The organism is Bradyrhizobium sp. SEMIA, assembly GCF_014844175.1.
Classification (GTDB): Bacteria; Pseudomonadota; Alphaproteobacteria; order Rhizobiales; family Xanthobacteraceae; genus Bradyrhizobium; species Bradyrhizobium arachidis.
Genome location: NZ_CP046601.1, coordinates 8,582,298 through 8,607,512, shown reverse-complemented (window position 1 = coordinate 8,607,512; position 25,215 = coordinate 8,582,298). Strand labels below are relative to the sequence as shown.

25 protein-coding genes, 1 tRNA gene and 3 pseudogenes are annotated in these 25,215 nt (G+C 64.6%); 15 read left to right on the top strand and 14 right to left on the bottom strand.

Annotation, left to right across the window (positions count from 1 at the left end):
* Nucleotide 1: 1 nt before the first annotated feature.
* On the bottom strand, nucleotides 2–1,258 hold the full coding sequence (locus tag FOM02_RS41220; protein ID WP_027563848.1) for a GTP cyclohydrolase II: 1,257 nt from the start codon (nucleotides 1,256–1,258) through the stop codon (nucleotides 2–4).
* Nucleotides 1,259–1,515: 257 nt separating this feature from the next.
* On the opposite strand from FOM02_RS41220, the gene FOM02_RS41215 reads away from it, so the two are divergent.
* The 4 genes and pseudogenes from FOM02_RS41215 to FOM02_RS41200 all read left to right on the top strand — a co-directional run bounded on the left by FOM02_RS41215 (nucleotide 1,516) and on the right by FOM02_RS41200 (nucleotide 4,440).
* Nucleotides 1,516–2,643, top strand: a complete 1,128-nt coding sequence (locus tag FOM02_RS41215; protein ID WP_027563849.1) for a threonine synthase — start codon at nucleotides 1,516–1,518, stop codon at nucleotides 2,641–2,643.
* A 9-nt stretch (nucleotides 2,644–2,652) separates the two neighbouring features.
* Nucleotides 2,653–2,979: pseudogene (locus FOM02_RS41210) on the top strand (PAS domain-containing protein); the annotation flags it as partial.
* A 20-nt stretch (nucleotides 2,980–2,999) separates the two neighbouring features.
* Complete coding sequence (locus tag FOM02_RS47010) at nucleotides 3,000–3,305, top strand: helix-turn-helix domain-containing protein (RefSeq protein ID WP_322597001.1); 306 nt, start codon at nucleotides 3,000–3,002, stop codon at nucleotides 3,303–3,305.
* Nucleotides 3,289–4,440 carry an alanine racemase gene (locus FOM02_RS41200; protein ID WP_027563851.1) on the top strand — a complete coding sequence of 384 codons (1,152 nt, stop codon included), beginning with the start codon at nucleotides 3,289–3,291 and terminating at the stop codon, nucleotides 4,438–4,440. The genes FOM02_RS47010 and FOM02_RS41200 overlap by 17 nt, the downstream gene beginning before the upstream one ends.
* 54 nt (nucleotides 4,441–4,494) lie before the next feature.
* On the opposite strand, the gene FOM02_RS41195 is transcribed toward FOM02_RS41200, so the two are convergent.
* Together FOM02_RS41195 and FOM02_RS41190 are read right to left on the bottom strand one after the other, a co-directional pair.
* Nucleotides 4,495–5,310: a DUF2927 domain-containing protein gene (locus FOM02_RS41195; protein WP_027563852.1), complete on the bottom strand. Its 816-nt coding sequence runs from the start codon at nucleotides 5,308–5,310 to the stop codon at nucleotides 4,495–4,497.
* A gap of 209 nt (nucleotides 5,311–5,519) precedes the next feature.
* On the bottom strand, nucleotides 5,520–6,098 hold the full coding sequence (locus tag FOM02_RS41190) for a L,D-transpeptidase (protein WP_027563853.1): 579 nt from the start codon (nucleotides 6,096–6,098) through the stop codon (nucleotides 5,520–5,522).
* A 365-nt stretch (nucleotides 6,099–6,463) separates the two neighbouring features.
* On the opposite strand from FOM02_RS41190, the gene FOM02_RS41185 reads away from it, so the two are divergent.
* Together FOM02_RS41185 and FOM02_RS41180 are read left to right on the top strand one after the other, a co-directional pair.
* On the top strand, nucleotides 6,464–8,011 hold the full coding sequence (locus FOM02_RS41185; protein WP_027563854.1) for an acetolactate synthase large subunit: 1,548 nt from the start codon (nucleotides 6,464–6,466) through the stop codon (nucleotides 8,009–8,011).
* 38 nt (nucleotides 8,012–8,049) lie between these two features.
* Nucleotides 8,050–8,568 carry a hypothetical protein gene (locus FOM02_RS41180; protein ID WP_027563855.1) on the top strand — a complete coding sequence of 173 codons (519 nt, stop codon included), beginning with the start codon at nucleotides 8,050–8,052 and terminating at the stop codon, nucleotides 8,566–8,568.
* A 54-nt stretch (nucleotides 8,569–8,622) separates the two neighbouring features.
* On the opposite strand, the gene FOM02_RS41175 is transcribed toward FOM02_RS41180, so the two are convergent.
* Nucleotides 8,623–10,206, bottom strand: coding sequence for a winged helix-turn-helix domain-containing tetratricopeptide repeat protein (locus FOM02_RS41175; protein WP_027563856.1), 1,584 nt, complete (start codon nucleotides 10,204–10,206; stop codon nucleotides 8,623–8,625).
* Nucleotides 10,207–10,355: 149 nt separating this feature from the next.
* On the opposite strand from FOM02_RS41175, the gene FOM02_RS41170 reads away from it, so the two are divergent.
* Entirely contained in the window at nucleotides 10,356–10,589 is a 234-nt protein-coding gene (locus FOM02_RS41170) for a DUF1127 domain-containing protein (RefSeq protein WP_027563857.1), read from the top strand.
* A gap of 112 nt (nucleotides 10,590–10,701) precedes the next feature.
* Here the strand turns inward: FOM02_RS41170 and FOM02_RS41165 are convergent, their stop codons facing one another.
* Nucleotides 10,702–12,243 (bottom strand): peroxidase family protein, encoded by a 1,542-nt coding sequence (locus FOM02_RS41165; protein WP_027563858.1) that lies wholly within the window; start codon nucleotides 12,241–12,243, stop codon nucleotides 10,702–10,704.
* A 131-nt stretch (nucleotides 12,244–12,374) separates the two neighbouring features.
* Between FOM02_RS41165 and FOM02_RS41160 the strand changes: the two genes are divergently transcribed.
* On the top strand, nucleotides 12,375–12,533 hold the full coding sequence (locus FOM02_RS41160; RefSeq protein WP_156950915.1) for a hypothetical protein: 159 nt from the start codon (nucleotides 12,375–12,377) through the stop codon (nucleotides 12,531–12,533).
* A gap of 45 nt (nucleotides 12,534–12,578) precedes the next feature.
* Here the strand turns inward: FOM02_RS41160 and FOM02_RS41155 are convergent, their stop codons facing one another.
* Nucleotides 12,579–12,812 carry a DUF3551 domain-containing protein gene (locus FOM02_RS41155; protein ID WP_027563859.1) on the bottom strand — a complete coding sequence of 78 codons (234 nt, stop codon included), beginning with the start codon at nucleotides 12,810–12,812 and terminating at the stop codon, nucleotides 12,579–12,581.
* A gap of 273 nt (nucleotides 12,813–13,085) precedes the next feature.
* Between FOM02_RS41155 and FOM02_RS41150 the strand changes: the two genes are divergently transcribed.
* From FOM02_RS41150 to greA, 3 genes are all read left to right on the top strand, one after another.
* On the top strand, nucleotides 13,086–13,460 hold the full coding sequence (locus tag FOM02_RS41150) for a hypothetical protein (protein WP_027563860.1): 375 nt from the start codon (nucleotides 13,086–13,088) through the stop codon (nucleotides 13,458–13,460).
* Nucleotides 13,461–13,596: 136 nt separating this feature from the next.
* Nucleotides 13,597–14,061: a hypothetical protein gene (locus tag FOM02_RS41145; RefSeq protein WP_027563861.1), complete on the top strand. Its 465-nt coding sequence runs from the start codon at nucleotides 13,597–13,599 to the stop codon at nucleotides 14,059–14,061.
* Between the two features lie 156 nt (nucleotides 14,062–14,217).
* A complete protein-coding gene (greA, locus tag FOM02_RS41140) occupies nucleotides 14,218–14,700 on the top strand; it encodes a transcription elongation factor GreA (RefSeq protein WP_027563862.1) in 483 nt (160 codons plus the stop codon).
* Between the two features lie 203 nt (nucleotides 14,701–14,903).
* On the opposite strand, the pseudogene FOM02_RS41135 reads toward greA, so the two are convergent.
* The 4 genes and pseudogenes from FOM02_RS41135 to FOM02_RS41120 all read right to left on the bottom strand — a co-directional run bounded on the left by FOM02_RS41135 (nucleotide 14,904) and on the right by FOM02_RS41120 (nucleotide 18,236).
* A pseudogene (locus tag FOM02_RS41135) lies at nucleotides 14,904–15,682 on the bottom strand (SDR family NAD(P)-dependent oxidoreductase).
* Nucleotides 15,683–15,728: 46 nt separating this feature from the next.
* Entirely contained in the window at nucleotides 15,729–16,127 is a 399-nt protein-coding gene (locus FOM02_RS41130; protein WP_199820261.1) for a cupin domain-containing protein, read from the bottom strand.
* A gap of 121 nt (nucleotides 16,128–16,248) precedes the next feature.
* Complete coding sequence (locus FOM02_RS41125) at nucleotides 16,249–17,034, bottom strand: carboxymuconolactone decarboxylase family protein (RefSeq protein WP_027563864.1); 786 nt, start codon at nucleotides 17,032–17,034, stop codon at nucleotides 16,249–16,251.
* Nucleotides 17,031–18,236, bottom strand: coding sequence for an arabinose transporter (locus FOM02_RS41120; RefSeq protein ID WP_027563865.1), 1,206 nt, complete (start codon nucleotides 18,234–18,236; stop codon nucleotides 17,031–17,033). The genes FOM02_RS41125 and FOM02_RS41120 overlap by 4 nt, the downstream gene beginning before the upstream one ends.
* 100 nt (nucleotides 18,237–18,336) lie before the next feature.
* Here FOM02_RS41120 and FOM02_RS41115 point away from each other — a divergent pair, with 100 nt between their 5' ends.
* The 3 genes from FOM02_RS41115 (at nucleotide 18,337) to FOM02_RS41105 (ending at nucleotide 21,029) form a co-directional block, all read left to right on the top strand.
* On the top strand, nucleotides 18,337–19,236 hold the full coding sequence (locus tag FOM02_RS41115; RefSeq protein WP_027563866.1) for a LysR family transcriptional regulator: 900 nt from the start codon (nucleotides 18,337–18,339) through the stop codon (nucleotides 19,234–19,236).
* Between the two features lie 196 nt (nucleotides 19,237–19,432).
* Nucleotides 19,433–20,110 carry a hypothetical protein gene (locus FOM02_RS41110; protein ID WP_027563867.1) on the top strand — a complete coding sequence of 226 codons (678 nt, stop codon included), beginning with the start codon at nucleotides 19,433–19,435 and terminating at the stop codon, nucleotides 20,108–20,110.
* A gap of 217 nt (nucleotides 20,111–20,327) precedes the next feature.
* The gene (locus FOM02_RS41105; protein ID WP_027563868.1) at nucleotides 20,328–21,029 is read left to right on the top strand and encodes a hypothetical protein; all 702 of its coding nucleotides are present in this window, start codon (nucleotides 20,328–20,330) and stop codon (nucleotides 21,027–21,029) included.
* Between the two features lie 287 nt (nucleotides 21,030–21,316).
* Here the strand turns inward: FOM02_RS41105 and FOM02_RS41100 are convergent.
* From FOM02_RS41100 to FOM02_RS41090, 3 genes and pseudogenes are all read right to left on the bottom strand, one after another.
* A tRNA-Val gene (locus FOM02_RS41100) sits at nucleotides 21,317–21,391 on the bottom strand.
* Nucleotides 21,392–21,548: 157 nt separating this feature from the next.
* Nucleotides 21,549–22,847: pseudogene (locus FOM02_RS41095) on the bottom strand (hypothetical protein).
* Between the two features lie 198 nt (nucleotides 22,848–23,045).
* A complete protein-coding gene (locus FOM02_RS41090) occupies nucleotides 23,046–23,651 on the bottom strand; it encodes a DUF1134 domain-containing protein (protein WP_027563870.1) in 606 nt (201 codons plus the stop codon).
* 139 nt (nucleotides 23,652–23,790) lie between these two features.
* On the opposite strand from FOM02_RS41090, the gene FOM02_RS41085 reads away from it, so the two are divergent.
* Nucleotides 23,791–24,276: a YHS domain-containing (seleno)protein gene (locus tag FOM02_RS41085; protein ID WP_027563871.1), complete on the top strand. Its 486-nt coding sequence runs from the start codon at nucleotides 23,791–23,793 to the stop codon at nucleotides 24,274–24,276.
* 9 nt (nucleotides 24,277–24,285) lie between these two features.
* On the opposite strand, the gene FOM02_RS41080 is transcribed toward FOM02_RS41085, so the two are convergent.
* Nucleotides 24,286–25,113 carry a 3'(2'),5'-bisphosphate nucleotidase CysQ family protein gene (locus FOM02_RS41080; protein WP_265441027.1) on the bottom strand — a complete coding sequence of 276 codons (828 nt, stop codon included), beginning with the start codon at nucleotides 25,111–25,113 and terminating at the stop codon, nucleotides 24,286–24,288.
* Nucleotides 25,114–25,215: the final 102 nt, after the last annotated feature.

The following is a 25,215-nucleotide window of genomic DNA, read 5'->3' as shown; positions in this document are numbered from 1 at the left end:
ATCAGTATTTTTCCAGCGAACGCCCGACCACGCCGTCCACGTCCTTCTCCGGCGCGATGTCGGTCGAGTAATAGCCGGCGGCCTTTTTGGCGGCGATCTCGACATGAGCGTCGGCCGGGATCAGCTCGGGCGGGATCGGCACGCGCTCGACGATGTCGATGCCCTGCGAGGTCAGCGCGTCGTACTTCATGTCGCTCATCGACAGGAAGCGGTCGATGCGCTTCAGGCCCAGCCAGTGGATCGTGTCCGGCATCAGCTGCTGAAAGCGTGCGTCCTGGACGCCGGCGACGCATTCGGTGCGCTCGAAATAGGCTGCGGCCGCATCGCCATCCTCCTGCCGCTTGCGCGCATTGTAGACCAGGAATTTGGTGACCTCGCCGAGCGCGCGGCCTTCCTTCCGGTTGTAGACGACGAGCCCGAGCCCGCCCTCCTGCGCGCCGCGCGCGGATTCCTCGATGCCGTGGATCAGATAGGGCCGGCAGGTGCAGATGTCCGAGCCGAACACGTCGGAGCCGTTGCACTCGTCATGCACGCGGCAGGTGATCTTGGTGCGATGGTCCGGCAGTTTTGTCACATCGCCGAACATGTAGACGGTGGTACCGCCGATCGGCGGCAAGAACACCTTCAGGTCCGGCCGGGTGACAAGCTCGGGGAACATGCCGGCGGTCTGCTCGAACAGCGTGCGCCGCAGCTCGGTCTCGTTGGTGCCGAACCGCGTCGCAAGGCCGGGCAGGTACCAGACCGGATCGATTGCGATCTTCACCACCGAGACGCTGCCATTGGCGTGCACGACCTCGCCGTCGGCGCGCAGCCGCTTTGCGGCCAGCGCCTCGCGGATCTCCGGCAGATCGAGCCGCGCGCGTGTCACCGCGATGCTCGGGCGGATATCGACGCCCTCGGCGATGTCCTTGCCGAAATTCTCGGCGACGAGGTGCCCCCATGGGTCGAGCGCGACGATCTTTGCGGGATCGCGCCATTGCTCGAACGGGCCGATGGTCGCGGCCGGGAAGGTGTTGGTGAGATCGGGGCGCTTGATCGGGTCGAGCGCGCCGGCGGACACCGCAAGCGCGCGGTACATCGCATAGGAGCCGCCATGGCTGCCGATCACGTTGCGATCGCCGGAGCGCGACACCGTGCCGATGATCGGCCCGCGGGCGCGCGCATCTGCGGCACCCCAATGGATCGGATAGGCGGCTTTCTTGCCCGGCTCCGGATGGGAGGTCAGGCGGATATGCTCGGTACGGTTCGCGCGGCTCATGTCCAGGCTCCCAAAAAGCCAACGGCCCGCCGCTTGGACGGGCCTGGCTCACCTGCATCGCCCATGCGGAGCACCGACGACGCAAGCTCAATCCAACATATTGTAGCGGCGAGCCACGACAGACAAGTTAATCGTACCGTCGGGGCGGGCCGTTTGCGGCCAAATTCCCGTCATCGGCGGGCCTAAGTTGCCTCTGATCTGGACAAAACGTATATAATTAGACATATTGTATGGATCAATACCGCCCGGAGACCACCATGCCTGCCGCCAGCTACATCGACCCCCGCACCGGACAGCTCTATCCGCTGGACCAGCCGCGCTGGTGCTCGGACGAGCGCACGCCGCTGCTGGTGACGCCGGGGGCAGGGATCTCGCGCGAGGACATCGACAGCGGCACGCGGTCGCTCTGGCGCTACAGGGCAGCGCTGCCCGTCGAGATCGGAAAGCCTGTCACGCTCGGCGAAGGCTGCACGCCGCTGGTTCAGCAGGATTGGGGCGACCTGCGCCCGTTCTTCAAGCACGAATGGTTCAACCCGACCGGCAGCTTCAAGGATCGCGGCTCTTCCGTGATGCTGTCCTTCCTGCGGCAGATCGGCGTCGACGCGATCCTGGAGGACTCCTCCGGCAATGGCGGCTCGTCGATGGCCGGGCTGGGTGCCGCCGGCGGCATGCGCGTGAAGATTCTGGCGCCGGCCTCGACATCGCCGGCGAAGATCGCGCAGGTGCGCGCCTATGGCGCTGCGGTGCAACTCGTCGAGGGGCCCCGTGAAGAGTCGGAAGCCGAGGCCATCCGCCAGTCGAGCCAGACGTTTTATGCCAGCCACAACTGGCAGCCGTTCTTTCTCGAGGGCACCAAATCGCTGGCCTATGAGATATGGGAAGACCTCGGCTTCCGCGCGCCCGATAACGTCATCGTCCCCGTCGGCGCCGGCAGCAGCCTGCTCGGCTGCGCCTTCGGCTTCCGCGAGCTTTTGAAGTCCGGCCAGATTACAAAGCTGCCGCGCCTGTTTGCGGCGCAGCCGCTGAATTGCTCGCCGATCGATGCGAGCTTCAAGGCCGGCGTCGATACGCCCGTCGCGCGCGAGGTGAACAAGACCATTGCAGAGGGCACCGCGATCAAGAACCCGCTGCGCCTGCGCGAGATCATCGCCGCCTTGCGCGAGAGCGGCGGGGGCACCATCGCGCTCACCGAGGACGAGATCGTCGCTGCCCTGCGGCGTCTTGCACGGCAGGGTCTGTTCGCCGAGCCGACCAGCGCCAGCGCGGCCGCCGCATTGGAAAAGCTCTCTGCTGCCGGATCGATCAGGACGAACGAGACCACGGTCGCGGTGCTCACAGGCACGGGCCTCAAGGCCGCGACCACCGTTGCCGATCTCGTGCAGTAGGGCCGGGCGATGAGCCGCAGCAAATCAGCAGCTCCGAGCAAGTCCGCAGCCGAGCGAAAACTGCTGTTCGATCAGTTGCAGCAGATCGCGCTAGGATTGGGAGAGACCCTGGCCCCGTTCTGCGAGGTCGTGCTGCACGATCTCACCGACCCCAAACAGGCGATCGTCGCCATTCACAACAATCTGTCGGGACGCAAGGTCGGCCAGCCCGCAACCGAGCTTGGCCTTGCCCGCATCGCCGACCCTGATTATGCGCAGGTGATTTCGAACTACGCCAACAGCTTTGCCGACGGACGGCAGGCCAAGAGCACCTCCATCGGTATCAAGGGTGCGGATGGTTCTTACGTTGCTGCGCTCTGCCTCAACGTCGACCTGACACTGTTCCAGGGCTTGCAGAGCGCCATCGGCCAGTTCGTCAGCGTCGATGCCAACAACAACCCGCGCGAGTCCCTGAGCCCCATCGGCGCGGACGCCATCCGTGCCCATATCGACCAGTTCGCCGCGCGCGCGCCACCACGCCCCGCGCGCTCAACACTGACGATCGCCGCGCGCTGCTGCGCGAATTGCGCGACGCCGGCTGCATGCAGGTACGTCGATCCTCGGACATCATTGCGGCCCATCTCGGAGTGTCGCGCGCCACGGTGTATGCCGATGCCAGGTGATACCGACCTGTCGAACCTGCAAACGCCCTGCCTGCTGCTCGACGAGCAGCGGCTTCGCGCCAATGTCGCGCGGATGAAGGCGCACCTCGCCGGTCTCGGCGTGGCCTTCCGCCCGCATCTGAAGACCGCAAAATCACTGGACGTCGCGCGTATCGCGATGACCTCGGCCACGGGGCCGGCAACGGTCTCGACGCTGCGCGAGGCCGAATATTTCGCGGCCGGCGGCGTCCGCGACATGATCTACGCCGTCGGCATCGCGCCCGCGAAGCTCGCGCGCGTCTCTGCCATCCGCACGACCGGTGCCGATCTCGCCGTGATCCTCGACAGCATCGAACAAGCCGAGGCCGTGGCCGCGCATGCCGCTCGCAGCGGCGACGCGGTTCCGGCGCTGATCGAGGTCGACGCGGATGGCCATCGCTCCGGTGTCGCGCCGACCGATGCGGCAACGCTGATCGCGATCGGCAAGCGCCTGGTCTCGGGTGGCGCGACCTTGCGCGGCGTGCTGCTGCACGCCGGTGACAGCTACGCAATGGACGATCCGGCAGCCATCGCGGATGCGGCGGAAGCGGAACGCATCGCTGCCGTGACTGCGGCCAACGCGTTGCGCAGCGCAGGTCTGCCCTGTCCCGTCGTCAGCGTCGGCGCGACACCGACCGCGCGCTATGTGCGCGACCTCACTGGCGTCACTGAAGTGCGCGCCGGCGTCTTCATGTTCGGCGACCTTTATCAGGCCGGCGTCAGCTCCGTGGGGATGGGCGACCTCGTGCTCTCCGTGCTTGCCACCGTGATCGGTCACCAGAAGGCGAAGGGCTGGATCATCGTCGACGCCGGCTGGATGGCGCTGTCGCGCGACCGCAGCACGGCGAAACAGGCGCTCGATCAGGGTTATGGCATGGTCTGCGATCTCGCTGGAAAACCGTACCCGGAGCTCATCGTCACCGATGCCAACCAGGAGCACGGCATCATCGGCTTGCGCAAGGGCTCGAATGCCGCGCTGCCCGACCTGCCCATCGGCTCCCGCGTCCGCATCCTCACCAACCACGCCTGCGCGACCGGCGCGCAATATGATCGCTATCAGGTGCTGGATGGTGAAGGCGGCGTCAGCGTGGTCTGGCCGCGGATCAATGGGTGGTAGGACAGGCCTGACGTTTGGAGGAGGCGCGCTTATCCTCCAGGGGAGGGTAAGAGCTCACTCCTTCAGATCATTCACCTGCTTCACCCAGGCGCGCACGTCCGCGAGCACTTGCGGCAGCACGGCCTTGACCTCCGGCACGGTCATTCCGGCCTTGATGCGGGGGTCGTAGAGCAGATTGAGGATGTACTGGTCGTAGACGTCGAAATAGCCCATCGAGACGTTGTCGTTGAACATGGTCCAGGGCACGCTCGTGGTGTCGTTGATCGGGCCGAGCGATTGCAGCAGCTCCTCATAGGCGCAGTCGAGGAAGGTGAAGTCGCCATTGTCGACGGTGAGGATGACGTCGGAGTGCTCGATTTCGAAATTGTCGTTCTTGCGGAAGCCGGACAGGCATTGCGGATCGAGCGAGGTGCGGATCTCGCGCGCCTTGTCCACGCCATAGAAGGTCGCGATGGTGCGGAAGAGATCGCGGTCGCGCACGAGCTTGACCCGCACGTTCGCAGCTTCACTGGTGGCGGTCATGGCGATGTCGAGATGCTGCACGCGCTTGCCGATGTCGGCGACGACTTTTGCGAGCTGCGCCTTGCGGTCGGCGCGGTCGCTCTCGGCGTAGACGCGCACCGGCCCGTCGAACTTGCGGATGCGGTCGACGCGGCCGGCGAGGTGGTATTCGGCGCCGAATGCCGTCTTCAGGAAACCTTCGACGATCTCGGCGTCGGTAAAGCTCTTCTTCTCGCTGCGCTGTCGCGAGGCGATCGCGGGCGGTTCGCCCGCGGCGGCGATGGTAGCGGTGTCAGGCACGGATGTGAGTGCAGCAAACGCCAGCAGGGCGAGGCGGACGGCAGCCGAGGGCTGGTTGAATGCGCTCATCGTCGCGCAACGCTGCCGTATTCGCCGCGCGCGCACAAGACCGCAAATGCACGCGTCAGGCGGGTTCCTGCTGTGGCTCATTATCCACGCGCAGCTGCGTAGGGTGGGCAAAGCGAAGCGTGCCCACCACCTTTATCCAATCTGCAGACAGTTGGTGGGCACAGCGCAAGTGCGCCTTTGCCCACCCTACGGAAGCTCGCCCGCCCGGCTTAGTTGTTCAGCACGACCACGGTGGTGCCGACCGAGACCCGGCCGTAGAGGTCGGTGACGTCGTCGTTGGTCATGCGGAAGCAGCCCGAGGACACCGCCTGGCCGATCGTCTCCGGCTCGTTGGAGCCGTGGATGCGGTACAGCGTCGAGCCGAGATACATCGCGCGCGCGCCGAGCGGGTTCTCGATGCCGCCCTTCATGTGGCGCGGCAGGTCGGGGCGGCGGGCCAGCATCTGCGAGGGCGGCGTCCAAGCCGGCCATTCCTTCTTGGCGGTGATCCTGTGCACCCCGCCCCAGCGGAAGCCGTCGCGGCCGACGCCGATACCGTAGCGGAGCGCCTGGCCGTTCTGGAGCACCAGATAGAGCCGGCGCTCGGCCGTGTTCACCACGATCGTGCCGGGGGCATAGTTGCCGTTATACATGACGGTGGTGCGGGGGATCGGGCTGGAGCCGCCGCGAAAGAAGTTCGGGCCGCCGCCCATGATATCGCGCGAGTCGAACTCTTCGGCGAACGCGCCTGCCGCGGTGGCGGTCAGCAGTGCGATGGCGGCAATCGGCGCGGCGAAAAACCGAATCATTGGTACCCCCAGCAAAAAATCTCTTCAACAAAGGTCAGAGTCCATATTTGCGGGCTTTTCGCAAGCCACGGCCCCGTGAGGGGCGCCATGCTTAACGATTGGCGTTACCAAATCGGCAACCCCGCCAGTTTGCCGGAAAGCATGAGAGCGTTTTCAAGCGAAGTGGATACCGGTTCGCATCAAGAAAACGCGTCAAAACAAGACTCTAACGCCCCGTTCCGATTCCATCGGAACGGGGCGTTAGCCAAGCCCGCGTATTGCCGCGCGGGGCAGGGCCGCAATGGCCGCTCTTGCTTTGACGGCACGCGCGAACAATGATTGATCGCAGGGATCACTGGAAATCGCCGGTTGCGGGAGCAGACAGAATGAACGGTGCGGAAAGCCTGGTGCGGACGATGGTCAAGGGCGGGGTGGACGTCTGCTTCACCAACCCGGGCACCTCCGAGATGCATTTTGTCGCGGCGCTCGACCGCGTTCCCGGCATGCGCTGCGTGCTCGGGCTGTTCGAGGGCGTGGTGACGGGCGCCGCCGACGGCTATTTCCGCATGAAGGGCGCGCCGGCCTCGACCCTGCTGCATCTCGGCCCGGGCCTCGCCAACGGCCTTGCCAATCTGCACAACGCCAAGAAGGCCAATTCCGGCATCGTCAACATCGTCGGCCAGCACGCCGTCTACCACATCGGCTACAATGCGCCGCTGACCTCCGACATCGAGGGCCTGGCCCGGCCGATGTCGTCCTGGGTCCGCACCTCCCCGGATTCCAAATCGGTCGCCGCCGACGGCGCCGCGGCGATTGCGGCTGCGAAAAGCGCCCCGCCGCAGATCGCGACCCTGATCCTGCCCGCCGACACCGCCTGGAACGAGGCCGACGGCCTCGCCGAGGTGCCCGCCGAGCAGCAGCGCGCGAGCTATTCGCCGCAGGCGGTCGAGCGGGCCGCGAAGATCTTGCACGGGGACGGCGAAGGCACGCTCTTGCTGATGACCGGCAGCGCGCTGAGCGAGCAGGGCCTGGCGCTGGCCGAGCGCATCGCCGGCAAGACCGGCTGCACCGTGATGGGTCCGACCTTCCGCCCGAAGATGGCGCGCGGCCGCGGCCGCTTCTCGATCGACCGCATCCATTACGTGATCGAGAACGCGCTGCCGATGCTGGAGAAGTTCCGCCACATCGTGCTGGTCGAATCCGACGATCCCGTGGCGTTCTTCGCCTATCCGAACAAGCCGAGCATGCTCAAGCCCCAGGGCTGCGAGGTGCATCGCATGACCTCCTGGGGCGAGAATTCGGTCGCAGCGCTCGAAGCGCTGGCCGGCGCCGTCAAGGCGAGCGCCAAGGACGTCAAGCCGCAGGCGTTGGCCGAGCTGGTCAAGCCGACCGGCGCGCTGACCTTCGCCACGATCGCGCAGGCGATCGCCTGCGCCATCCCCGAGAATGCGATCATGGTCGACGAATCGCTCACCACCGGCCGCGGCTTTTTCCCGCCGACAGCGGCGGCGGCGCCGCACGACTGGCTCCAGAACATGGGCGGCTCGATCGGCTTCTCGACGCCGCTGTCGATCGGTGCCGCGATTGCCTGCCCGGACCGCAAGGTGATCACCATGGTCGGCGACGGCAGCGCGATGTACACGATCCAGTCGCTGTGGACGCAGGCGCGCGAGAACCTCAACATCGTCACCATCGTGTTCGCCAACCGCATCTACCAGATCCTGCGCGGCGAGTTCGACAATGTCGGCGCCGGCGAGCCCGGCCAGCGCGCCAACGATATGCTCCGCCTCGACCGCCCGACGCTCGATTTCGTCGCGCTGGCCAAGGGCATGGGCGTGCCCGGCCGCGCCGTCACCAATGCCGACGAGTTCAACAAGGCGCTGGCGGAGGCCGTCGCCGAGCCCGGGCCGCGGCTGATCGAAGTGCAGATGTAGGGCGCACCAACCGAGAGCGCCGAGGGCCCGGAGGCACGATGCAGGCCGAGCTGAACAAGGTGATCGCGGCGCTCCGGGACTTCTACGCGCACGAAGCATTTTTGTTCGAGAAGGACATCGGCGAGCGTGCGATCACGCATCGCTTCGCCGTTTACCTGGAGCGGCAGTTCTCGGGCTGGGCGGTCGACTGCAATTACGACCGGCTCGGCGAGCGCACGCTGCATCTGCCGCACGGCACCATCATCTCGACCGACGATCATCTCGGCAAGTCGATCTATCCCGACGTCGTGGTGCATCAGCGCGAGATCCCGAACAACCTGCTCGCTGTGGAGATCCGCAAGGCGAGCAACCACACCCCGCTCGATCACGACCAGCACAAGCTGATGGCGATGACCGATGCGCATATCTGGTTCGCCTATTGGATCGGCGTGCTGCTGGTGCTGGACAGGCGCGGGGTGACGACGTCGGAGGTCTATGTCGGCGGCCTCGTCGAGCAGCCGCTGTCGCGCTGGTTCGCGACGCGGCTTGGCGAGAGCGGTCTTGGGGCGGCGCGCTAGTGCGCGTGTGTTCATCTTGGCCCAACAGCGCCTGATTGTGACCCTTCTCGGACATCAGCCCTCCGGCACTCCCGCCAGCCGCATGCCTTGATAGACGCGCTCGCGTTTGGCGAGATAAACAGGGTTATCACTGCAAGCGCCGTCCCGGAAGCGGCGGATGGTGAAGTCTGGAACGAGCGCAAATAGCGCCTTTGCAGCGGCTTTCGCCTCATTCAGTGAGCCAAGTAGCGCGAGCGCGGCGGCCAGCCCAAAATGCGCGTTGACATCATTTCGGTTGGCTTCGATGCTGCGGCGGAACCACCGGACTGCTTCAGCATCCGCGTCAACCTGCATCTTGGCAAAGCCGGTTATCATGAACCAGCGATGGGCGAAGATATCGCGAGGAGAGAGGCGAAGTGCTTCGTTGACATGGGCCTCAGTCTCGGCTCCGCGACCCATATACAACTTAGCGCTGCCAGTCTGCGCGTGCGCTTCAGCCAAATTGCGATCCAGTGCCAACGCTCTCTCGAATTCCGCGATGCCCTGAACCGCGCGGTTCGTGCATATTAGTGCGCAGCCCAAAATCAAGTGTGCATAGGCATGGTTGGGCGCGAGAGACAGCGCCCTTATTGATGTCGCCTCGGCCACTGCGAAATGCTCGCTCGTGGCGTCATCCAAGTAGCTCGCTCCAAGTATCAGATCGACGCCAGCCATCCACACCATCGCGTCGACATTCTTGGGGTCAAGGGTCAACGCCCGTTCAAACATCGCGCGCGCCTGTGGCACGCCTTCCGACGTCCACCCCTTGTGCAACAAAGCTTTGCCTCGGAAATACAAGTCCATCGAATTGGGATGCGGAGATCGTTCTGATCGCCGAGCCTCTTGTTCAGTGAGTTGGGCGTCCAGCGTGTTGGCGAGGCGCGATACGATCTCGTCTTGCATATCAAAAAGATCGGCGACGAGTTTGTCGAAGCGGTCGGCCCACAGATGCGCGCTGGTTTCCGCGTCCACGAGCTGGACGTTTACGCGAAGTCGATCGCCGGCTCCCTGCATGGAACCCTCTAGCACGTAGCGAACATTCAGCTCGCGGCCAATCTGCTTGAGATCGATCGCTTTGCCCTTGTACGTGAATGCGGTATGTCGGCCGATGACGAACGAGCCGGAGATGCGCGACAAATCCGTGGTCAAGCTCTCGGTCACACCATCAACGAAATATTCTCGCTCGGGATCTTCGCTGAGATTGGCGAATGGCAGCACAACGATTGAAAGGCGAGGGGCTGAAGACGGCGTCTCCTCCGTCTCTCCAGGATACGTCGTCGAAGCGGCCTGCTCGATCGGGCTTCCCTGCCATTCTTCCCGCACGACGCCGACGAAGCGGAAACCTTTGCGCGGCAGCGTCTTGATGAGACGCTGTTGTTCACCGCTGTCGCCGATGGCGCTTCGTACGGCATTCAAACGGGTCGTGAGCGCGGCATCGGATACCGCGCGTCCGTTCCAGATCGCACTGATCAGCTCATCCTTGCTGACGACGCGTTCCCGGTGACCTATCAGGTACGCGAGCAGGTCAAATACTTGCGGCGCCACGAGCAACGCATCCGGTCCGCGACGAAGCTCGCGCCGGTCGGTGTCCAATGCATGGCCCTCGAAGAGATAGCGCAAGATCCCTCCCGTCTGGCATCAGGAATGTAGCATAGGATGCAACGCGAAAAATAAGCCGCTGGTGAGGAAAATGTGAGCCCGGTGTCAAGCGCGCTCCGATCTGCCTTGGCAAGGTCGCCCGGTGGGTAGTCATCTCCCGGGAGAGAGCGATGAGCACGATTTATACTGCGGCGGGATCGGCGCAGACGTCCGTGTCGACGCGGCGATCCCCAAACTTTCTCAAGAGGTATTTTGACGCTTATTGTGCTTGGTGTATCCGCCAGACCTTGCGCGCGACGTTGGAGGACCTGAGCGACCTGGAGCTCAGGGACATCGGGGTTGCGAGGGGCGAGATCGATTATCTCGTTCGAGCTGATCCTTCGATCGACCCACGCGGCTTCTAAACCGGAGTGCGCTCTGGTTGTACTGACGCGGCCTCGGGGCGCGGTTCACCTATCCGAGTACAGGAAAGGCCGCCCGCGTGACGCGAGCGGCCTTTCATCGTTCGTAGCAAGCTCAGTGCAGCGGATCGCCCTCTCCCAGCGCGTAGTTGACGAGGTCCTTCAGCGCGAAGCCGGGTCCGGTTACCGGCGCCCATTGCGGGTCGAGCGACAGCACGGAGGAACTGTCGCCGAACATCAAGCCGAGGAAGACCTCGGCGACGATGCGGCCACCCACGGGGCCGAGCTGCGGCGTCTTGACGGTGCCCGGTCCGCCGGTGACGGGAATTGGGACGTCCGCCTTGAAGTGCCGGGCCTCGGCCAGGATATAGGTCCAGAGCGGGCAGTTGCCGGCAAACACGCCGTTTGCGATGGTCGCGATTGGAGTCTGCGGATCGCCCTCCTCGGGCTCGTCGACGGCCTTGCCGATGATGATCTGATCGTCGTTCAGCGGGTTCAGCTGCATCGCCCTGGCGATGGCCTGGCCGGAGGGCAGGCCGAGCCGCCAGCCGCGCTCGAGATTGCGCAGCGCCAGCGAGGCCGGATTGGAGGCGACTTCCGGCGGCAGCTTGCGCAGCGGATCGACCAGCGAGGTGTCGATGCGATAGGCGAACTGAAGCCGCCGCTTGTTGTCGGGATTGCTCTCGTCGTTCTCGTCCCCAAAGGGGCGCGTGTCGATGTCGATGAAGCGGCCCCAGTCGATGGCGCGTCCCGGGCCCATGGCGCGGAAGCCGGTCAGCGCGTTCTTGTCGGGATTGTTGGGGTCGGGGAAGATCTGCAGCAGCATGTTGTCCGCGTCGTTGAGCCGGTAGCCCGGGCGGATCATGGAATGCCCGAGCCGGTAGGCGGCGACGGAGAACTCCACCGGCATGAACGGGTAATTGTGCCAGTGATAGTGGGCGAGCTTGCTGCGGTCATAGCTGCCTGCGGTCTTCAGCGCGTTCAGAACGTCGGCGTGGACGATGCGCGGCAGGAAGTCGTTCAGCACGACATATTGATAGTGGAAGCGGACGCGCTGCTGCACCTCCTCGAACGTCAGGCTGTCGTTGTCGTCGACCATGCGGTTGTGAAAGCGCAGCATCAGGCCCTGGAACTGCGAGACGATGCTGTTCTCGTCGTTGCGGGGATCGCCGATCAGCGCGCGGCCCTTGAAGCGCGGCAGGTCGTTGGCGTCGTCGACGCCCGCACCGGTCAGCTTCTCGCCGAGCAGGAACTTGATGCCGTCATACATGTAGGGCTGGTCGTTCGGGCCGCGGCCGTAGAGATTGTCCAGATCGAACGAGGGCGTGCGGAAATCGACCAGTCCGTCCGGATCCTGCTGCTTGGTCAGCGAGCTGACCGGATCGAAGGTGATGTCGTGATCGACGAACTGGCTGAAATAGGTGTAGAGCGCGGGAATGCCGCTCTCTTCCGCGTCCGGCGAGTCTTTCGGCGCATCGAAGCTGCCGATCATCCTGTCGGCGAGCGCCGACAGGTTGGCGATATTGTCGGGTTCGGTGGCTCCGAATTGGGCCGGGGTGAGGCTGGGCTTGCGGAACATGCGGCCGAAGCGGCCTTGCGACAGCGGCGAGCGGATATTGTTCAATCCGCGCGGAAGAATTGCGTGGCGGCTGCTCATTTCAAATTCCTCCCTGAAAAGTCACACCGAAAAAGACTAAAGTTAAAGTTGTTCGCTACAGAATATGCAGTCGACGCTAGATCAGGGATTCTTGCGCCACAAGCGGTCGCTTCACACAGTTCGCGATATCGATGCTGTTCCGGGGGAGGGCGCTGCGCGCAAGCTGCGGCCGTGCTTTGCAAATTTATCCCGAAGCGATGACGGATAACATTCTCGTCATCGACGGGCGCAAGCGGCTTTGCGCGCGCGAGTTCGCCGGAGTGTCGGCGAGGCAGAAAGTCTTCACGTGAAGATTGTGGCGGCGCGCGCCTCGAGCGCACGCCGCCGCAATGTCGTCAGTAATAGCGCTGCTGCGAGTACGCGTAGCGCGGATTGATGCCGCAATAGGCCGACGTGCCGGATGCGCTGGCCTGGCACTGCTGATAGCTCGCGAACTGGCAGTTGCCGGGATAGCCCCACATGCGGCCTTGCAGGCAATACCGGTCGTTTGCGGCGTGAGCCTGGGCCGCCGGGAAAGTCGCGGCGATCAGCGCTGCAAACGATGCGAGGGTGAGGATGGTGCGACGCATTTCAAACTCCTTCGAGAACGAGTGGATGAGGAACCGCAAGCTGCATCTGCGTGTTCCCGGCCTTGGCCGACACTTTGTCGTGCCCGTCTTGGTCTGCGCAGTGGGCACTGCGTTCGACATGGGTCTATGATGCGGCGTGAGCCGCGGTCAGCAATGTGATCTCGGCCACAGTTTGGCGGCCGGCTTCGCGCCTATCCTGGGCGGACCTGCATGCGCCGATCCAGGGAAGCCGCTGCTTCGTCTCGTTCGGATCAGGACATTTTGGAGGCTTTGATGCAAAGGTCATATTTGCTGGCTGCGACAGCAGCGCTGGCGCTTCTTGCGCAAACACCGCTCGCGCTGGCGCAGAACGCGCCGGCCGCAGGTGAAACCGCAGCGCCCGCGACCACCGCTGCGCCGGCGGCTACGACAGCGCCCGCGGCGACAACGACAGCGCCCGCGGCGGCAACAACAACGCCGGCCACAACCACCGACACCTCCAGCCAGCCATCCGACTCCAAGAAGAGCGCCTCGAAGAAGCCGGCGAAGAAGAAGATGACGCGGCAGCAGGAGATCGATCATTCGATCGACAGCGGCACGGTTCCGGCGCGCTATCGCAGCTCGGTGCCCAAGCAGTACCAGCAATATATTCCGTTCGATAAGCGGTGATCCATCGTACGGCGGCGCAGCGCGACTTGGCGTCGCGCCGCCGTAGCACTGGTCCCGCCGGCCGGAATCGGGCGATACATCCCTTGTGGCGGCCTGTCCGAGCGGTGCTAGAGTAGGCCGAAGCCCGGGGGGAGTAATGAGCGACGACGTCAAGGATGCTGGCCTTGTGGCCATGATCAGCAGCATCCTGGGAGGCAACAAGCGCACGGACAGCGTCGCGCCACCGCCACTTGCGGAGGTTCCGCCAACCGCGCCGTCGAACGGATTTGATGCGGTTGCCGCAATCGTCCCCGAAGCAAGCCCGGTTAAGCGAGAGGATGCACCCGCGCCGGCCGCGCCGCCCCCGAAAATCACGAGGACCGCGGACGGCAGGCAATTGCTGCCGGCGGAAGGGATCGCCGAGCTCGTGCTCGGCGAGCTGCGCAAGCTGGAAGACTTTCCGGCAACCGGCGCCTCTGTCACGGTCTACGGCTACCGCCACTGGAACGCCATGATCACCTTCGCGCCGTTCTCGACCAGCTTCCAGAACGCGACGCGGTTCCGCCAGGCCATGCCGGATCTCGTCTTCAAGCTCCGTCGTTTCGTCGCACTTGAGATATAAAGCGTTTTCAAGCGGAGTAGATTCCGGTTCGCGCGAAGAAAACGCGCCGGACCAAAGAAGCGAGAGACCCGTTCCATCGGAACGGGACTCTCGTCAGGCAAATCGCCCGCGGCAAACGCGCCGCAATCAGCCAGACAAGTCGACAGGATTCTTGAATTGAGCGTCGCCTTTACCAAGGAAGAAAGCGCCGAGACCGCGTCCGAGACGCTGCTCCCGGATCGCCCGATCTCGCCGCATCCCAATCTCGTGACGGAAGCCGGCTTGCAGGCGTTGCAGCAGCAGCTCGGCGAAGCGCGCGAGGCCTATGAGACTGCGCAGGCCATCGACGACGTCAACGAGAAGCGCCGGCAGTCGGCGGTGCCGTTGCGCGACGTTCGCTATCTCACCGAGAGGCTGCGCACGGCGCAAATTGTCGCGAAGCCCGAGTCATCAGATACGGTCGCCTTCGGCAGCACCGTGACCTTCAGCCGCACTGACGGCCGCGTGCAGACCTATCGCATCGTCGGCGAGGACGAAGCCGATCCCAAGGCCGGATCGATCTCGTTCGTCGCGCCGGTCGCGAGATCGCTGATGGGAAAGGCGGTCGGCGACGTCGTGGGTTCGGGCGCGCAGGAGATCGAGATCCTGTCGATCGCGTAGCGCGTGGTGGGCATATTTTCGTGGCAGGGTTATCGCGTATGACCCAAGAACTTGGGGCACTGAAGTTTCCACAACGTCATGGCCGGGCTTGTCCCGGCCATCCACGCCTCGCCGAGTGGCACAAAGAACGTGGATGCCCGGGACAAGCCCGGGCATGACGTGCTGCGTGAACTAAGCGCGCTTCAACCTGAAGCCATTCCGCTCTAGACCTGCGGCAATTCAACCCCCGTCAGCCTGCCTAACTTCTCGATGAGCTCGTCCTGAAACTCCGGATCGGCGGCCTCGCTGGCCGGCTGCTGCTGCGCGAGATGATGCCAGTAGCGTCCGCTGAGCTGACCAGAGCAGCGGGGTCCTCGCTCACCGCCAGCCAGGCCTGGGTCCGTTGCCCGGTGTCGAGATCGACCGGCGCGCCCGCGCCGCCCATCTTGGTGCGGACCCAGCCGGGATCGACGGCGTTGCTCAGGACCTTGGGCCAGCGTCTTGCCAGCGAGAAGGCCAGTGCGACGACGTGCAGCTTGCTCTCGGCATAGGCCTTGGCCGAATCCCACGCCCGCTTTTTCCAGTCGAGGTCATCGAGCGAGCCCTCGCCACCCCGGTGCAATCCGCTGCTGAGATACACCAATCGGCCGGGCCGCTCGATCAGCGCCGTCAGCATGTACGGTGCAAGCGTGTTGATGGCGAGCGTTTCGGCATGGCCCTCCGGCGTCGCGCCACGGCCCGGCCGCGTGTAGACGCCGGCATTGTGGATGATCGCATCCATCCGTCCGATCGCGTTGACCTGATCTGCAATGCTCCTCACATCTGCACCTCGCGCGAGATCGCCGATCACGATCCCGGCAGATCGCGATGCGAGCTCGCCGATCGCGCCGGTGCGACCCGCCGATCGCGCGTGCAGCACCACGCGGTGCCCCTGACCGGCGAGCGATTGCGCCGCCGCCCGGCCGAGACCGTCGGTGCTGCCGGTGATGAAGATGGTCGCCATGCGCTGCTCCTCGAAAAGGTTTCTGCACGCACTCTACAACGCGCGCTCATAGCTTCCGATACTGTTCGTCCTTCACTTTCTCCATCCAGTCCACGTTCTTGCCGCCCAGGGATTCCTGGATGGCGATATGGGTCATCGCCGTCGTCGGTGACGCGCCGTGCCAGTGCTTTAGTCCCGGCGGAAACCACACGACGTCGCCGGGCCGGATCTCCTCGATGGCTCCGCCCTCGCGCTGCACCCAGCCCAGTCCCGCGGTGACGATGAGCGTCTGCCCGAGCGGATGTGTGTGCCAGGCGGTGCGGGCACCCGGCTCGAAGGTGACCTGGCCCGCGCCCACGCGGGCCGGATCAGGCGCCTGGAACAGCGGGTCGATCCGCACCGTTCCGGTGAACCAGTCCTGTGGGCCCTTTTGCGAAGGGCGCGATCCGTTGCGCTTGATGTCGATGTCCATATGAGCCTCCTTGTGTGCCTCCGACGCCCGCGCCTGCGTCCGGCGAAATCCGATCGTGGCGGCGGCGCTCCCGACAATGAGCACGTTCCGTCGTGTGATCACCTCACGTCTCCGCTCATCGCGGCCGCTTTTCGATGACGTCCTTGATAACAGGCGCTGCAGAGAACGCATTGGGCCAGCCGGCATAGAAGGCGAGATGACCGAGCACCTCGCCGGCTTCATCCCGGGTCAACCCGTTATCCATCGCGCGGTTCAGATGGTAGGTGATCTGCGCGACCTGACCGGTCGCGATGAGCGCGCTCACGGTGACGAGGCTGCGGTCGCGTGGCGCCAGCGCCGGCCTCAGCCAGAGATCGCGGAACAGCACGTCGGTCGTATACTGCACGAGGCTCGGCGTGATTGGCCCGAACTGCTCGCCGACGCGGCTCGCCCGCTGCTTCTCCGCGGCTTCGTCGAGCGGCAGTTGCGGCCCCGCGGCCGGCGGAAGCTGATCGGCTCCGATGTTGCGGCTCTTGAAGACCTCCTTTGCCGCCGGGATCGCATCCATCGCATTGGCCCAGCCGGTGTAGAAGGCGAGGTGCGTGATGATCTCCGATATCTCCGATGGCCTCACGCCGCTGTCGAGCGCAAGCGCCAGATAGTGCGGCAGCTCCACGGTCTGGTCGCGCGCGATCAGCGCCGCGACCGTGACGATGCTGCGGTCTCGCGGCGAAAGGCTTGGTCGCTTCCAGAGATCGCCGATGACGAATTTCTGCGCATAGCCTTCGAGCGCCGGCGCGACTGCGCGGATGTCTTCGGGTGTTGACATGGGACTTGCTCCTTTGACGGCTGTTGGGTCCGCTGCGGCCGGGCCGCCGGCGACCAGCCAGATCGACAACAAGGTGGGTGCGAGTGCTCTCATTGCGGATGTCCTTCGACAGTGAACGGGTGCGCGAGCAGCCACCAGGCGACCAGCGCGGCGCAGAGCACGGTGAGGGCGCTCGCGAGAAACAGGAGGTTCAGCCGCGCTCCCGTTGCGATCAATCCAAGCGCGGGACTGGCGATCCCTTGCGCGAGGTCGAGAAAGGCGGTGTAGGCGCCCATGGCGAGGCCGCGATTCTGCGCCGGCACGCGGCGCACCGCCTCGACGCCAAAGCCGGGATAGATCAGCGAGAAGCCGAAGCCGGTCAGTGCGGCGCCGGCCAGCGCCATCTCGGGTCGGGTCGCCAGCCAGATCAGGGCCTGCCCGGCGGCTTCGATCAAGGCACAGACAAGCGCAACCCTGGCGCCGCCGACCGCATCGGCCAGATGACTGAAGAAGACGCGCGCGAGGATGAAGGCGACGGCATAGGCCGTGTAGGCAAGCCAGCCATTGGCCCATCCGCGGCTGGCAAACAGCAAGGCGACGAACGTCGTCACCGCGCCGAAGCCGACGCTGCCGAGCGCGGATCCCAAGCCCGGCACCCATACGGCGCCGAGCACTTTTGCGAACGACACGCGCACCTGCTGCACCGGCGCCACCGTTGGAAGCTGGGCAACGAACAGCAGCGCCAGCAGCGGCGCCGCTGCCGTCGCGATCGCGATCGCCGCAAAGCCGTAGGCGGCGTAGAGCGCGGCGCCTGCGGGCGCACCGATGGCAAAGGCCGCGAACATCGCCGAGCCGACCCAGGCGATGACCTTGCCGGTGTTGCCGCTGTCGACGAGTGCCAGCCCCCAGCTGACTGCGGCGGTGATGATGAAGCTCTCGGCGCCGCCGAGCAGGCCGCGGCCGAGCAGCAGAATGGTCACCGAGGCCAGCGGAGCCTCGGTGAAGCCAAGCGAGAGCAGGTACAACAGCCCGGACGCCGCGGCCGCGACGAGGCCGGCGACGACGCCGCGCTTCGCCCCGCGTCGATCCGAGAAGTGACCGGCCCACGGCCGCGAGACCAGGGATGCCGCGAACTGGCTGCCGGCGACGAGGCCGACCACGAACGTGCCGAACCCCAATCCGTCGTGGACGTGGAGCGGCAGCACCGGCATCGCCACGCCGATGACGAGGAAGGCGAGGAAGACCACCGCCATGATCGGCAGCAACGTCGCGGTGACGCGAAGCGGTGCAGCGGGCTGCATGGTCGTGACCGGCATGCTGGTTTCGGAGCTCCTGATGGCTGCTCCGAACCTAGGGCCTTCGCCGATCCCCGATTAGATGATAGATTTCGAATGCGCTTATTAGGAGTGCTAATCAATGCATCGGGACGACGCGAGCGACCTTGTTGCGTTCCTCGCCGTGGCGCGGGAGCGCAACTTCACGCGCGCCGCTGCGAAGCTCGGCATGACGCAGTCTGCGCTGAGCCAGATTATCCGCAATCTGGAAGAGCGGCTGGGTGTCCGGCTGCTCAATCGCACGACGCGAAGCGTCACGCCGACCCAGGCCGGCGAGCGGCTGTTCCAGAGCATCGGCCCCAAGTTCACCGAGATGGACAGCGACCTTGCTGCACTCAGCGAGTTTCGCGAAAAGCCTGCAGGAACTATCCGGCTGACGGCGACGGAATATGCCGCCAGCGAAATCCTGCTGCCGGCGCTGGGAAGGCTCCTGCCGAAATACCCCGACATCCATGTCGAGATCATCGTCGATTACGGCCTCACTAATATCGTCGCACAGCAGGTCGATGCCGGCATCCGTCCGGGCGAGCTCGTCGCCAAGGACATGATCGCCGTGCGTGTCAGCCCCGATCTCAGGATGGCGGTGGTCGGATCGCCTTCCTACTTCGCCGAGCGCAAGCGGCCGAAGACGCCGCAGGATCTGACCCAGCACAATTGCCTCAATCTGTGCCTGCCGACGCATGGCGGCAGCCTCTATGCGTGGGAGTTTGAAAAGAACGGGCGGGAGCTCAACGTGCGGGTCGAGGGCCAGCTGGTGTTCAACAGCGCAGGGCTTTTGTTGGAGGGGGCGCTGAAGGGATTGGGCCTCGCCTATCTCACCGAGGGACACGTGCAGCCTTATTTGTCCCAGGGTCGTCTCGCCCGCGTGCTCTCGGATTGGTGTCCGCCGTTCTCGGGATACCATCTCTACTATGCCAGCCGGCGCCAGCCTTCTCCGGCGTTCTCATTGCTGGTGGAGGCGCTGCGATACCGCGGCAAGTAGAACCGCGCGGCCGGCTCGTCCGCGTCTTGCGTCTCTCCGATGCTGCGTTCCACCGGTTGCTTTGAGGATTGCGCGGCAAAGCGCGCTATCGACAGGGGCGACCGCATTCGCCTAAAGCATGGGGCATGCGTTTCCGCTGTCTTGTCCTGATATCGATGGTTTCCACTATGTCCGCGCAACAAAGCCCGATGGTTGGATGAGACGGTTTCTGTCGGGAGCGTTGCCGTTCTATGCGCTGGCTGGATTGGCCATGTGCATGTACCTTGTCCTGTACAAGACTGAGCTCTTCGACTTGAACGCCGTCGTCCAGGGCGCGACCGGTTCATGGTGGTTTCCGGTCTTCATGTTCGGCTGCGTGCTGCTGGAGTCGGTCTTCCCGTATTTCGGCTATTTTCCCGGCACCGCCCTGATCCTGATGTCCGCGGCGCTCAATCCCAAGCCTGCCGATGTCTCCGTTTTCATCATGGCGTGGCTGGCCATCATCGTGGGCGCAGTCTTGAGTTACGGACAGGCGCGCTTTTTCAGACCGTTTCTGCAGCGGGTCGCCTCGAAAGCGGCCCTGAGCCGATGCGAGTCCCTGTTCGACGCCTACGGTCCCTACGCGCGCGTCGCCTTGTTCGTTCATCCCAACGCTTCTGCAATGTATTTCACCGCACTCGGCCTGCTCGGCCGCAACCTGACGCGAGAGCTCGCCTATCTCTGCGCGGGCGCAGCGGCCGCCGTGGGCATTCTGTTCGTCATCGTGACGAGGTTAGTGTCGTCCGTCGGCGCGACAGACGACGGGCAATTGCAGGTGCTGCTGGCGGCAGGCCTGGTCGCCATCGGTACGCTCGTCGGGCTGTACACGGCCTGGAGGCCGGAGCGGGTGGGTTGAGGCTTGGGGGCGTGCGTGCCAATCGGCGCGGTCTCTCCCCTCGCTCCGTCATTGCGAGCGTAGCGAAGCAATCCAGAGCCTTTCCGCAGAAGGATTCCCAGCGCCCGCATGACACGCTTTTCAACCTTCAGCCTATGCTTGCGTAATAGTCAATCTCAAGTGAGATTCGTCTTCTTCTCCGACGGTGCATTGCCCGAAATTAATCTGGAGAGAAGTCATGACTGTCACGTCGAGCATTGAGGAGCTGGTCGTCCCGCTCAGGAACGCGTTGCTCTATCCGATACTGTTCTTCGTCGTCCTTTTCGTCGTGTTTCACGTCTATGTCTATGTCGCCAGGCCGGGCGCGCGGTTTTTGAAAAAGGTCGATTACGCGTGGCTTGCGCTTGCTGCTCTCTCCATCGTTAGCGCAGCTTCGGACCAGCGTCGTATGCTCGCTCAAAGTGCCGCGCTGACGGGCGCGAACTGGTTCACCTCGGAAGCAGTCGTGCCGGTGCAGAACGTGCACTTCATGAGGAAACTGATCTGCGAGACGCCCTGGAACGTCGACGACAAAGGACGTGCCGAGATTGCGTCCGAATGCAGCTGGTACTCGAATTTGGAAAAGAGCTGGTCGGAGCTCGATCAGATATTGCAAGACAAGAATCTGCCGGCGGTCGAGCGTGCGACCAAGGCTGCGCACCAAATCCAAAAAATAAACGTGACTCCCGACGTGCAGGCAAGATGGGCCTCCGACGCTGCCGACCTGACCAGTCGCGTTGCGAACGCAAAGCAATCGGCTACTCAATATCTGACGATCGTGGGATCAATCGAAAGAAGCACGGGCGAACTGATCCTGATTTATTTCCTGCCGTATCTCGTCGGTGCTGCCGTTGCCTTGCGATTTGCCAAGACGACGGGCGAATTACGCTTGAACCCCTAGAGAACCTCTCGCATGTGAAGCGCGCGCTCGCGGAGCAATCCGATCGTCAGCCCATGGCATGGCGCTAGACCTTGCCTGCGATCGTCCGACGGACGTCTTCGGATCATGCCATCATGCCCCTGTTTTGCCCGACGGGTCAATCAGAATTCGGAAAATACGTAGCTAATTGATCCGGCTGACGCCGGCTACTGTGCATGGGGTTGTTTTCGAGATTTTTGACGAGGCGGCCCAAAAGACCACCATGCGCCGATGGTCGTCCGCAACAGATAGGGGTTCAGGAGGATGGATGGTGGGCGCACAAGGGATCGAACCTTGGACCTCTCCCGTGTGAAGGGAACGCTCTCCCGCTGAGCTATGCGCCCGGGACCATCATGCAGGCGGCCGGACTTTCGGCCGGCCGGTGCATTGGAGCCCGCGATTTAGAAGTGCGGGCCGAAGGTGTCAAGTTTCGAGGTGCCTTGCGGGGCGAAAACCTTGGCCGATCGCGTAATCCGGCCGCAAGGCCCGGTTTCGGCCCGCTTACGCGCCCTGCTGGCGGGCGCGGGAGGCGTGGGCCTGCAGCGCCCGGATGCGTTCAGCGAGTGTTCCACCGCCCTCGGGCAGGCTCGGCGTGCCGTTGGTCGCGGCGTCGTTGGTCGTTGGCCGGGCGCGGCGCCGGCTTCGGCGGCTGGCCGGCTTCGGCCGCGAGCAGGGCCTCGATCGGCGAGTTCGGGCCTTCGAGCTGCATCGCGAGCTTGGCCACCTCGGCGGCGATGTCGTTGATGCGCTCGCGCAAGAGCGCGTTCTCCATCCGCTCGGTCGCCCAGGAGCTTTCCGCCTGCTGCTGGATCGCGTTGATGTCGCGCTGGAGTTTGCCGCGCTCGTCGCGCGCGGTGCGGAGCTGCTCCTCCAGCGTGGTCTTTTCCGCGCGCAGCGATTCGAATGCGGCCGACGACTTGCCGCCGCTCAAGGCCGCGATCTCGACGCGCAGCTCCTTGACGGTGCGCTCGGAGGTCTCATTGGCCTGACGGAGCTGGTTGTTCTCGTAGTCGCGCTCGGCCAGCAGCTTGCCTTGCGTGGCGAGGCGTCCTTCGAGGTCGGCGACGCGGCCCGATAGCATCTCGGCTTCCTTGACCTGCACGAGGAGCTGGCGGTCGAGCTCGTTGACGCGCTGGCTCAGATTCTCGACCCGGCCGCGGGCATCGCCGAGCTCGCGCGAGGCGGTCTCGGACTCGTTGCGCTCCTGCGCGAGGCGCGCTTGCGTGGCGGCGAATTCCTTCTCGGCATCGCCGACGCGGTTCTTGAGCTCTTCGATCTGGGCGCGCACCGCGACCAGCTCGACCTGACGGCTCTCCGCCATCATGACCGGTCGGACAGCTCGGAATTGATTTTGGCGAGCTCGCCCTGCTTGTCGGTCAGCGCCTGCTCGGCGGAACGCAGGGATTCGGTCTTGGCGTTGAATTCCTCTTCGGTCGCCCGAAGCTGCTCCTTCACCGCCTTCTCGCGCGCCTCGAGCGCGAAGATCGTGGCGTTCTTTTCGCCGAGCTCGATCTTCATGCGGTTGATGGCGTCGCTCTTCTTGCCGAGCTCGGCGAGCTGGCTCGTGGTCTTGTTCTTGAGCTGCTCGACGCTCATCTCGAGCCTGCGCGCCGACATGGCGAACTCGGCGCGGAGCTGGTCCTTGTCGGCCTGGATCTCGGCCATCGACAGCGGGGTGGCCGCCTCGAGCCGGCGCGTGGTCAGGCGCACCGCGCGGTTATGCACCAGCGGCACGATGGCCAGCCCGCACAGCATCGAAAGCAGGAAACCGATCGCCAGGTACATGATCGGTTCGACCATGGGCCAGAACTCCGAGCGCTAAGGAAAAATTTACCAACGACAATGCATGGCGGGCCGGCAAAAAGCCAGCCCCGCCCTGTCGTTAACGTGAATCCGGAACTTGTCTGGGGAGGGGGACCGGGAGCATGATCCGGAAAAGTGCGTAGCGGTTTTCCGGAAAGATCATGCTCAAACAAGAATCTAAAGCGCGGTCGCGCTTTAGAACGGGTTCCAGGTCGCGCGCGGCGTGTACTTCAAATAGCCGATATTGGCGCCCAGCCGCAGGCCGAGGCCGGAGCGGATCGGCACCAGCACGATGTTGTTGGAAGTAAGCGCCGTCATGCCGAAGCCGCCGATGATATAGGCCGAGCCGTCGATGCCGGCGAAGCGCTGGTAGATCGCGTTGGTGGCGGGCAGGTTGTAGACCAGCGTCATGGTGCGCGCGCCGTCGCCGCCCCAGTCGAAGCCGAGCGAGGGACCCTGCCAGTAGACGCGGAGGTCGCCGGCGTTCTTGGTGTAGAGCGTGCCTTCGCCGTAGCGCAGGCCCGCGACGAAGGCGCCGGAGCCTTCCTCGCCCAGGATATAGCCGTTGGGCAGGCCCCATTGGCTGACCGCCTTCTCGATGATCGAGGCGAGCCCGCGCGAGACGTTGCCGAAGAAGCGATGGCCGGCGGTCACCAGCTCGTCCGGCCCATAGGTGTTGGGCGTCGGGCTCCGCTGCGGCGGCGGCAGGTTGGGCGGCGGCGCCTGCTGGGCGGAAGCCGGCACGATCCAGCCCACCATCGCGGCAAGCGCGAGTGCAGCAAGGCGTGATGCGAAAGTCATAAAAGAACCCCTGCTATCGAATCCGATCGCTTCCTTAACCTGACGCCAACAGGCACGGCTCTAGGTTGCGCCGGATGTCCCCTCGACTCGGATGTTATCCGCAGCAACTATGACGGCACAACGGCAGGAAGATAGCCCTTTGCGCCCCGGAATTGCCTTGATCGGGCTCGCGATCTGGCTTCTGGCGGGCATTTGGCTCGCCTGCCTGGAGTTGCCGGCCCAGGCGGCCACCACCGAGCGGATCGTGGTCAACCGCTTCTCGGGCGTCGCCATCGAGGGTTTCGACCCCGTCGGTTATTTCGTCGACGGCACCGCCCAGCAGGGGACGGCGGAGTTCGAGGCGAACCTGTGGGGGGCGGTCTGGCGTTTCCGCAACGAGGGCAACCGGGCCTCCTTCCTGGCTCATCCCGAGATCTATGGTCCGCAATTCGGCGGCTATGACCCCGCCGACATCGCCCGCGGCGTCACCGTCCCCGGCAATCCCCGCTTCTTCGTGATCGCGGCGCAGCGGCTCTATCTGTTCAGCCTGGAAGCCAATCGCGACGCCTTCGCCGCCGATCCGGAACGCTTCCTCTATGAGGTCGGCAAGCGCTGGCCGGCGCTCCAGGACAAACTTAGCCAGTAACAAGCTCAGTCAGTAGCAGCCTACCGCCTGCGGGTCGCCCCAGGCGATGAAGTCCGGGATGATGAAGCCGGTATCGCCGCGCTGGCCGAAAAGGAGCGCGCCGCCCTTGCCGTCGGTGACCTTGCCACCGGCGGCGGTCACGACCGCGCAGCCGGCCCCGACGTCCCATTCGCAGGTCGGCCCGAAGCGGGGATAGATGTCGGCGCTGCCCTCCGCGATCCGGCCGAACTTCACCGCCGAGCCACAGGTCTTTCTCACGGCGTTGGGCCGGCTAGCGATGAACGTCTCGCTCTGGGGATCGCCATGCGAGCGGCTCACCGCGGCAACCCACGGCTCGCCCGGCTTCGGCAGCTTACGGGTTCGGATCGGCTCGGCAGCCTTGATGGTCGCGCCGTCAAACCTCACGCGCTCGGCGCCACGGCCGACGATGCCGCGCCAGAGCAGCCCCAGCGCGGGCGCGCTGACGATGCCGAGCAGGGGCACGCCGTGAGTGACCAGGGCGAGGTTGACCGTGAATTCGTCGCGGCCGGCGACGAACTCCTTGGTGCCGTCGAGCGGATCGATCAGGAAGAAACTGCCCTGAAACGGCGGCGAGGCGAGCTGGGTCCGCTCCTCCGAGAGCGTGGGAACGTCGCGCGCGAGCTGCGCCAGTCCGTCGGCGATGATGTGGTCGGCGGCAAGGTCCGCTTCGGTCACCGGCGAGCCGTCCTGCTTGCCGTCGACCCGCATTGCCCCACGGTTGACGGCCAGGATCGCCTCGCCCGCCTTCACCACCAGCGCGGTGAGCGGCTCCATCAATCGGGCTGCGGCCTCGGCGTCGATGATGCTCACCTGCATGCCTCATTCATCGGCAAATCTCACCCCTCTTCACCTGATTCGCCCGCAGCCCTTTATGGCCGCTTCGAACCTATCGCAAGCTAGCTGCCACAGGCTGGCGAA

What these genes read in the sequence shown, in the direction of transcription:
- FOM02_RS41195 (WP_027563852.1), bottom strand. Translation starts at nt 5,310, where the DNA reads ATGAGCGCATTCAACCAGCCCTCGGCTGCCGTCCGCCTCGCCCTGCTG.
- FOM02_RS41185 (WP_027563854.1), top strand. Translation starts at nt 6,464, where the DNA reads ATGAACGGTGCGGAAAGCCTGGTGCGGACGATGGTCAAGGGCGGGGTG.
- FOM02_RS41220 (WP_027563848.1), bottom strand. Translation starts at nt 1,258, where the DNA reads ATGAGCCGCGCGAACCGTACCGAGCATATCCGCCTGACCTCCCATCCG.
- FOM02_RS41115 (WP_027563866.1), top strand. Translation starts at nt 18,337, where the DNA reads ATGCATCGGGACGACGCGAGCGACCTTGTTGCGTTCCTCGCCGTGGCG.
- FOM02_RS41180 (WP_027563855.1), top strand. Translation starts at nt 8,050, where the DNA reads ATGCAGGCCGAGCTGAACAAGGTGATCGCGGCGCTCCGGGACTTCTAC.
- FOM02_RS41090 (WP_027563870.1), bottom strand. Translation starts at nt 23,651, where the DNA reads ATGACTTTCGCATCACGCCTTGCTGCACTCGCGCTTGCCGCGATGGTG.
- FOM02_RS41215 (WP_027563849.1), top strand. Translation starts at nt 1,516, where the DNA reads ATGCCTGCCGCCAGCTACATCGACCCCCGCACCGGACAGCTCTATCCG.
- FOM02_RS41150 (WP_027563860.1), top strand. Translation starts at nt 13,086, where the DNA reads ATGCAAAGGTCATATTTGCTGGCTGCGACAGCAGCGCTGGCGCTTCTT.
- FOM02_RS41200 (WP_027563851.1), top strand. Translation starts at nt 3,289, where the DNA reads ATGCCGATGCCAGGTGATACCGACCTGTCGAACCTGCAAACGCCCTGC.
- FOM02_RS41145 (WP_027563861.1), top strand. Translation starts at nt 13,597, where the DNA reads ATGAGCGACGACGTCAAGGATGCTGGCCTTGTGGCCATGATCAGCAGC.
- FOM02_RS41105 (WP_027563868.1), top strand. Translation starts at nt 20,328, where the DNA reads ATGACTGTCACGTCGAGCATTGAGGAGCTGGTCGTCCCGCTCAGGAAC.
- FOM02_RS41080 (WP_265441027.1), bottom strand. Translation starts at nt 25,113, where the DNA reads ATGCAGGTGAGCATCATCGACGCCGAGGCCGCAGCCCGATTGATGGAG.
- FOM02_RS41160 (WP_156950915.1), top strand. Translation starts at nt 12,375, where the DNA reads ATGCTGTTCCGGGGGAGGGCGCTGCGCGCAAGCTGCGGCCGTGCTTTG.
- FOM02_RS41190 (WP_027563853.1), bottom strand. Translation starts at nt 6,098, where the DNA reads ATGATTCGGTTTTTCGCCGCGCCGATTGCCGCCATCGCACTGCTGACC.
- FOM02_RS41165 (WP_027563858.1), bottom strand. Translation starts at nt 12,243, where the DNA reads ATGAGCAGCCGCCACGCAATTCTTCCGCGCGGATTGAACAATATCCGC.
- FOM02_RS41170 (WP_027563857.1), top strand. Translation starts at nt 10,356, where the DNA reads ATGAGCACGATTTATACTGCGGCGGGATCGGCGCAGACGTCCGTGTCG.
- FOM02_RS41110 (WP_027563867.1), top strand. Translation starts at nt 19,433, where the DNA reads ATGAGACGGTTTCTGTCGGGAGCGTTGCCGTTCTATGCGCTGGCTGGA.
- FOM02_RS41120 (WP_027563865.1), bottom strand. Translation starts at nt 18,236, where the DNA reads ATGCCGGTCACGACCATGCAGCCCGCTGCACCGCTTCGCGTCACCGCG.
- FOM02_RS41155 (WP_027563859.1), bottom strand. Translation starts at nt 12,812, where the DNA reads ATGCGTCGCACCATCCTCACCCTCGCATCGTTTGCAGCGCTGATCGCC.
- FOM02_RS41125 (WP_027563864.1), bottom strand. Translation starts at nt 17,034, where the DNA reads ATGAGAGCACTCGCACCCACCTTGTTGTCGATCTGGCTGGTCGCCGGC.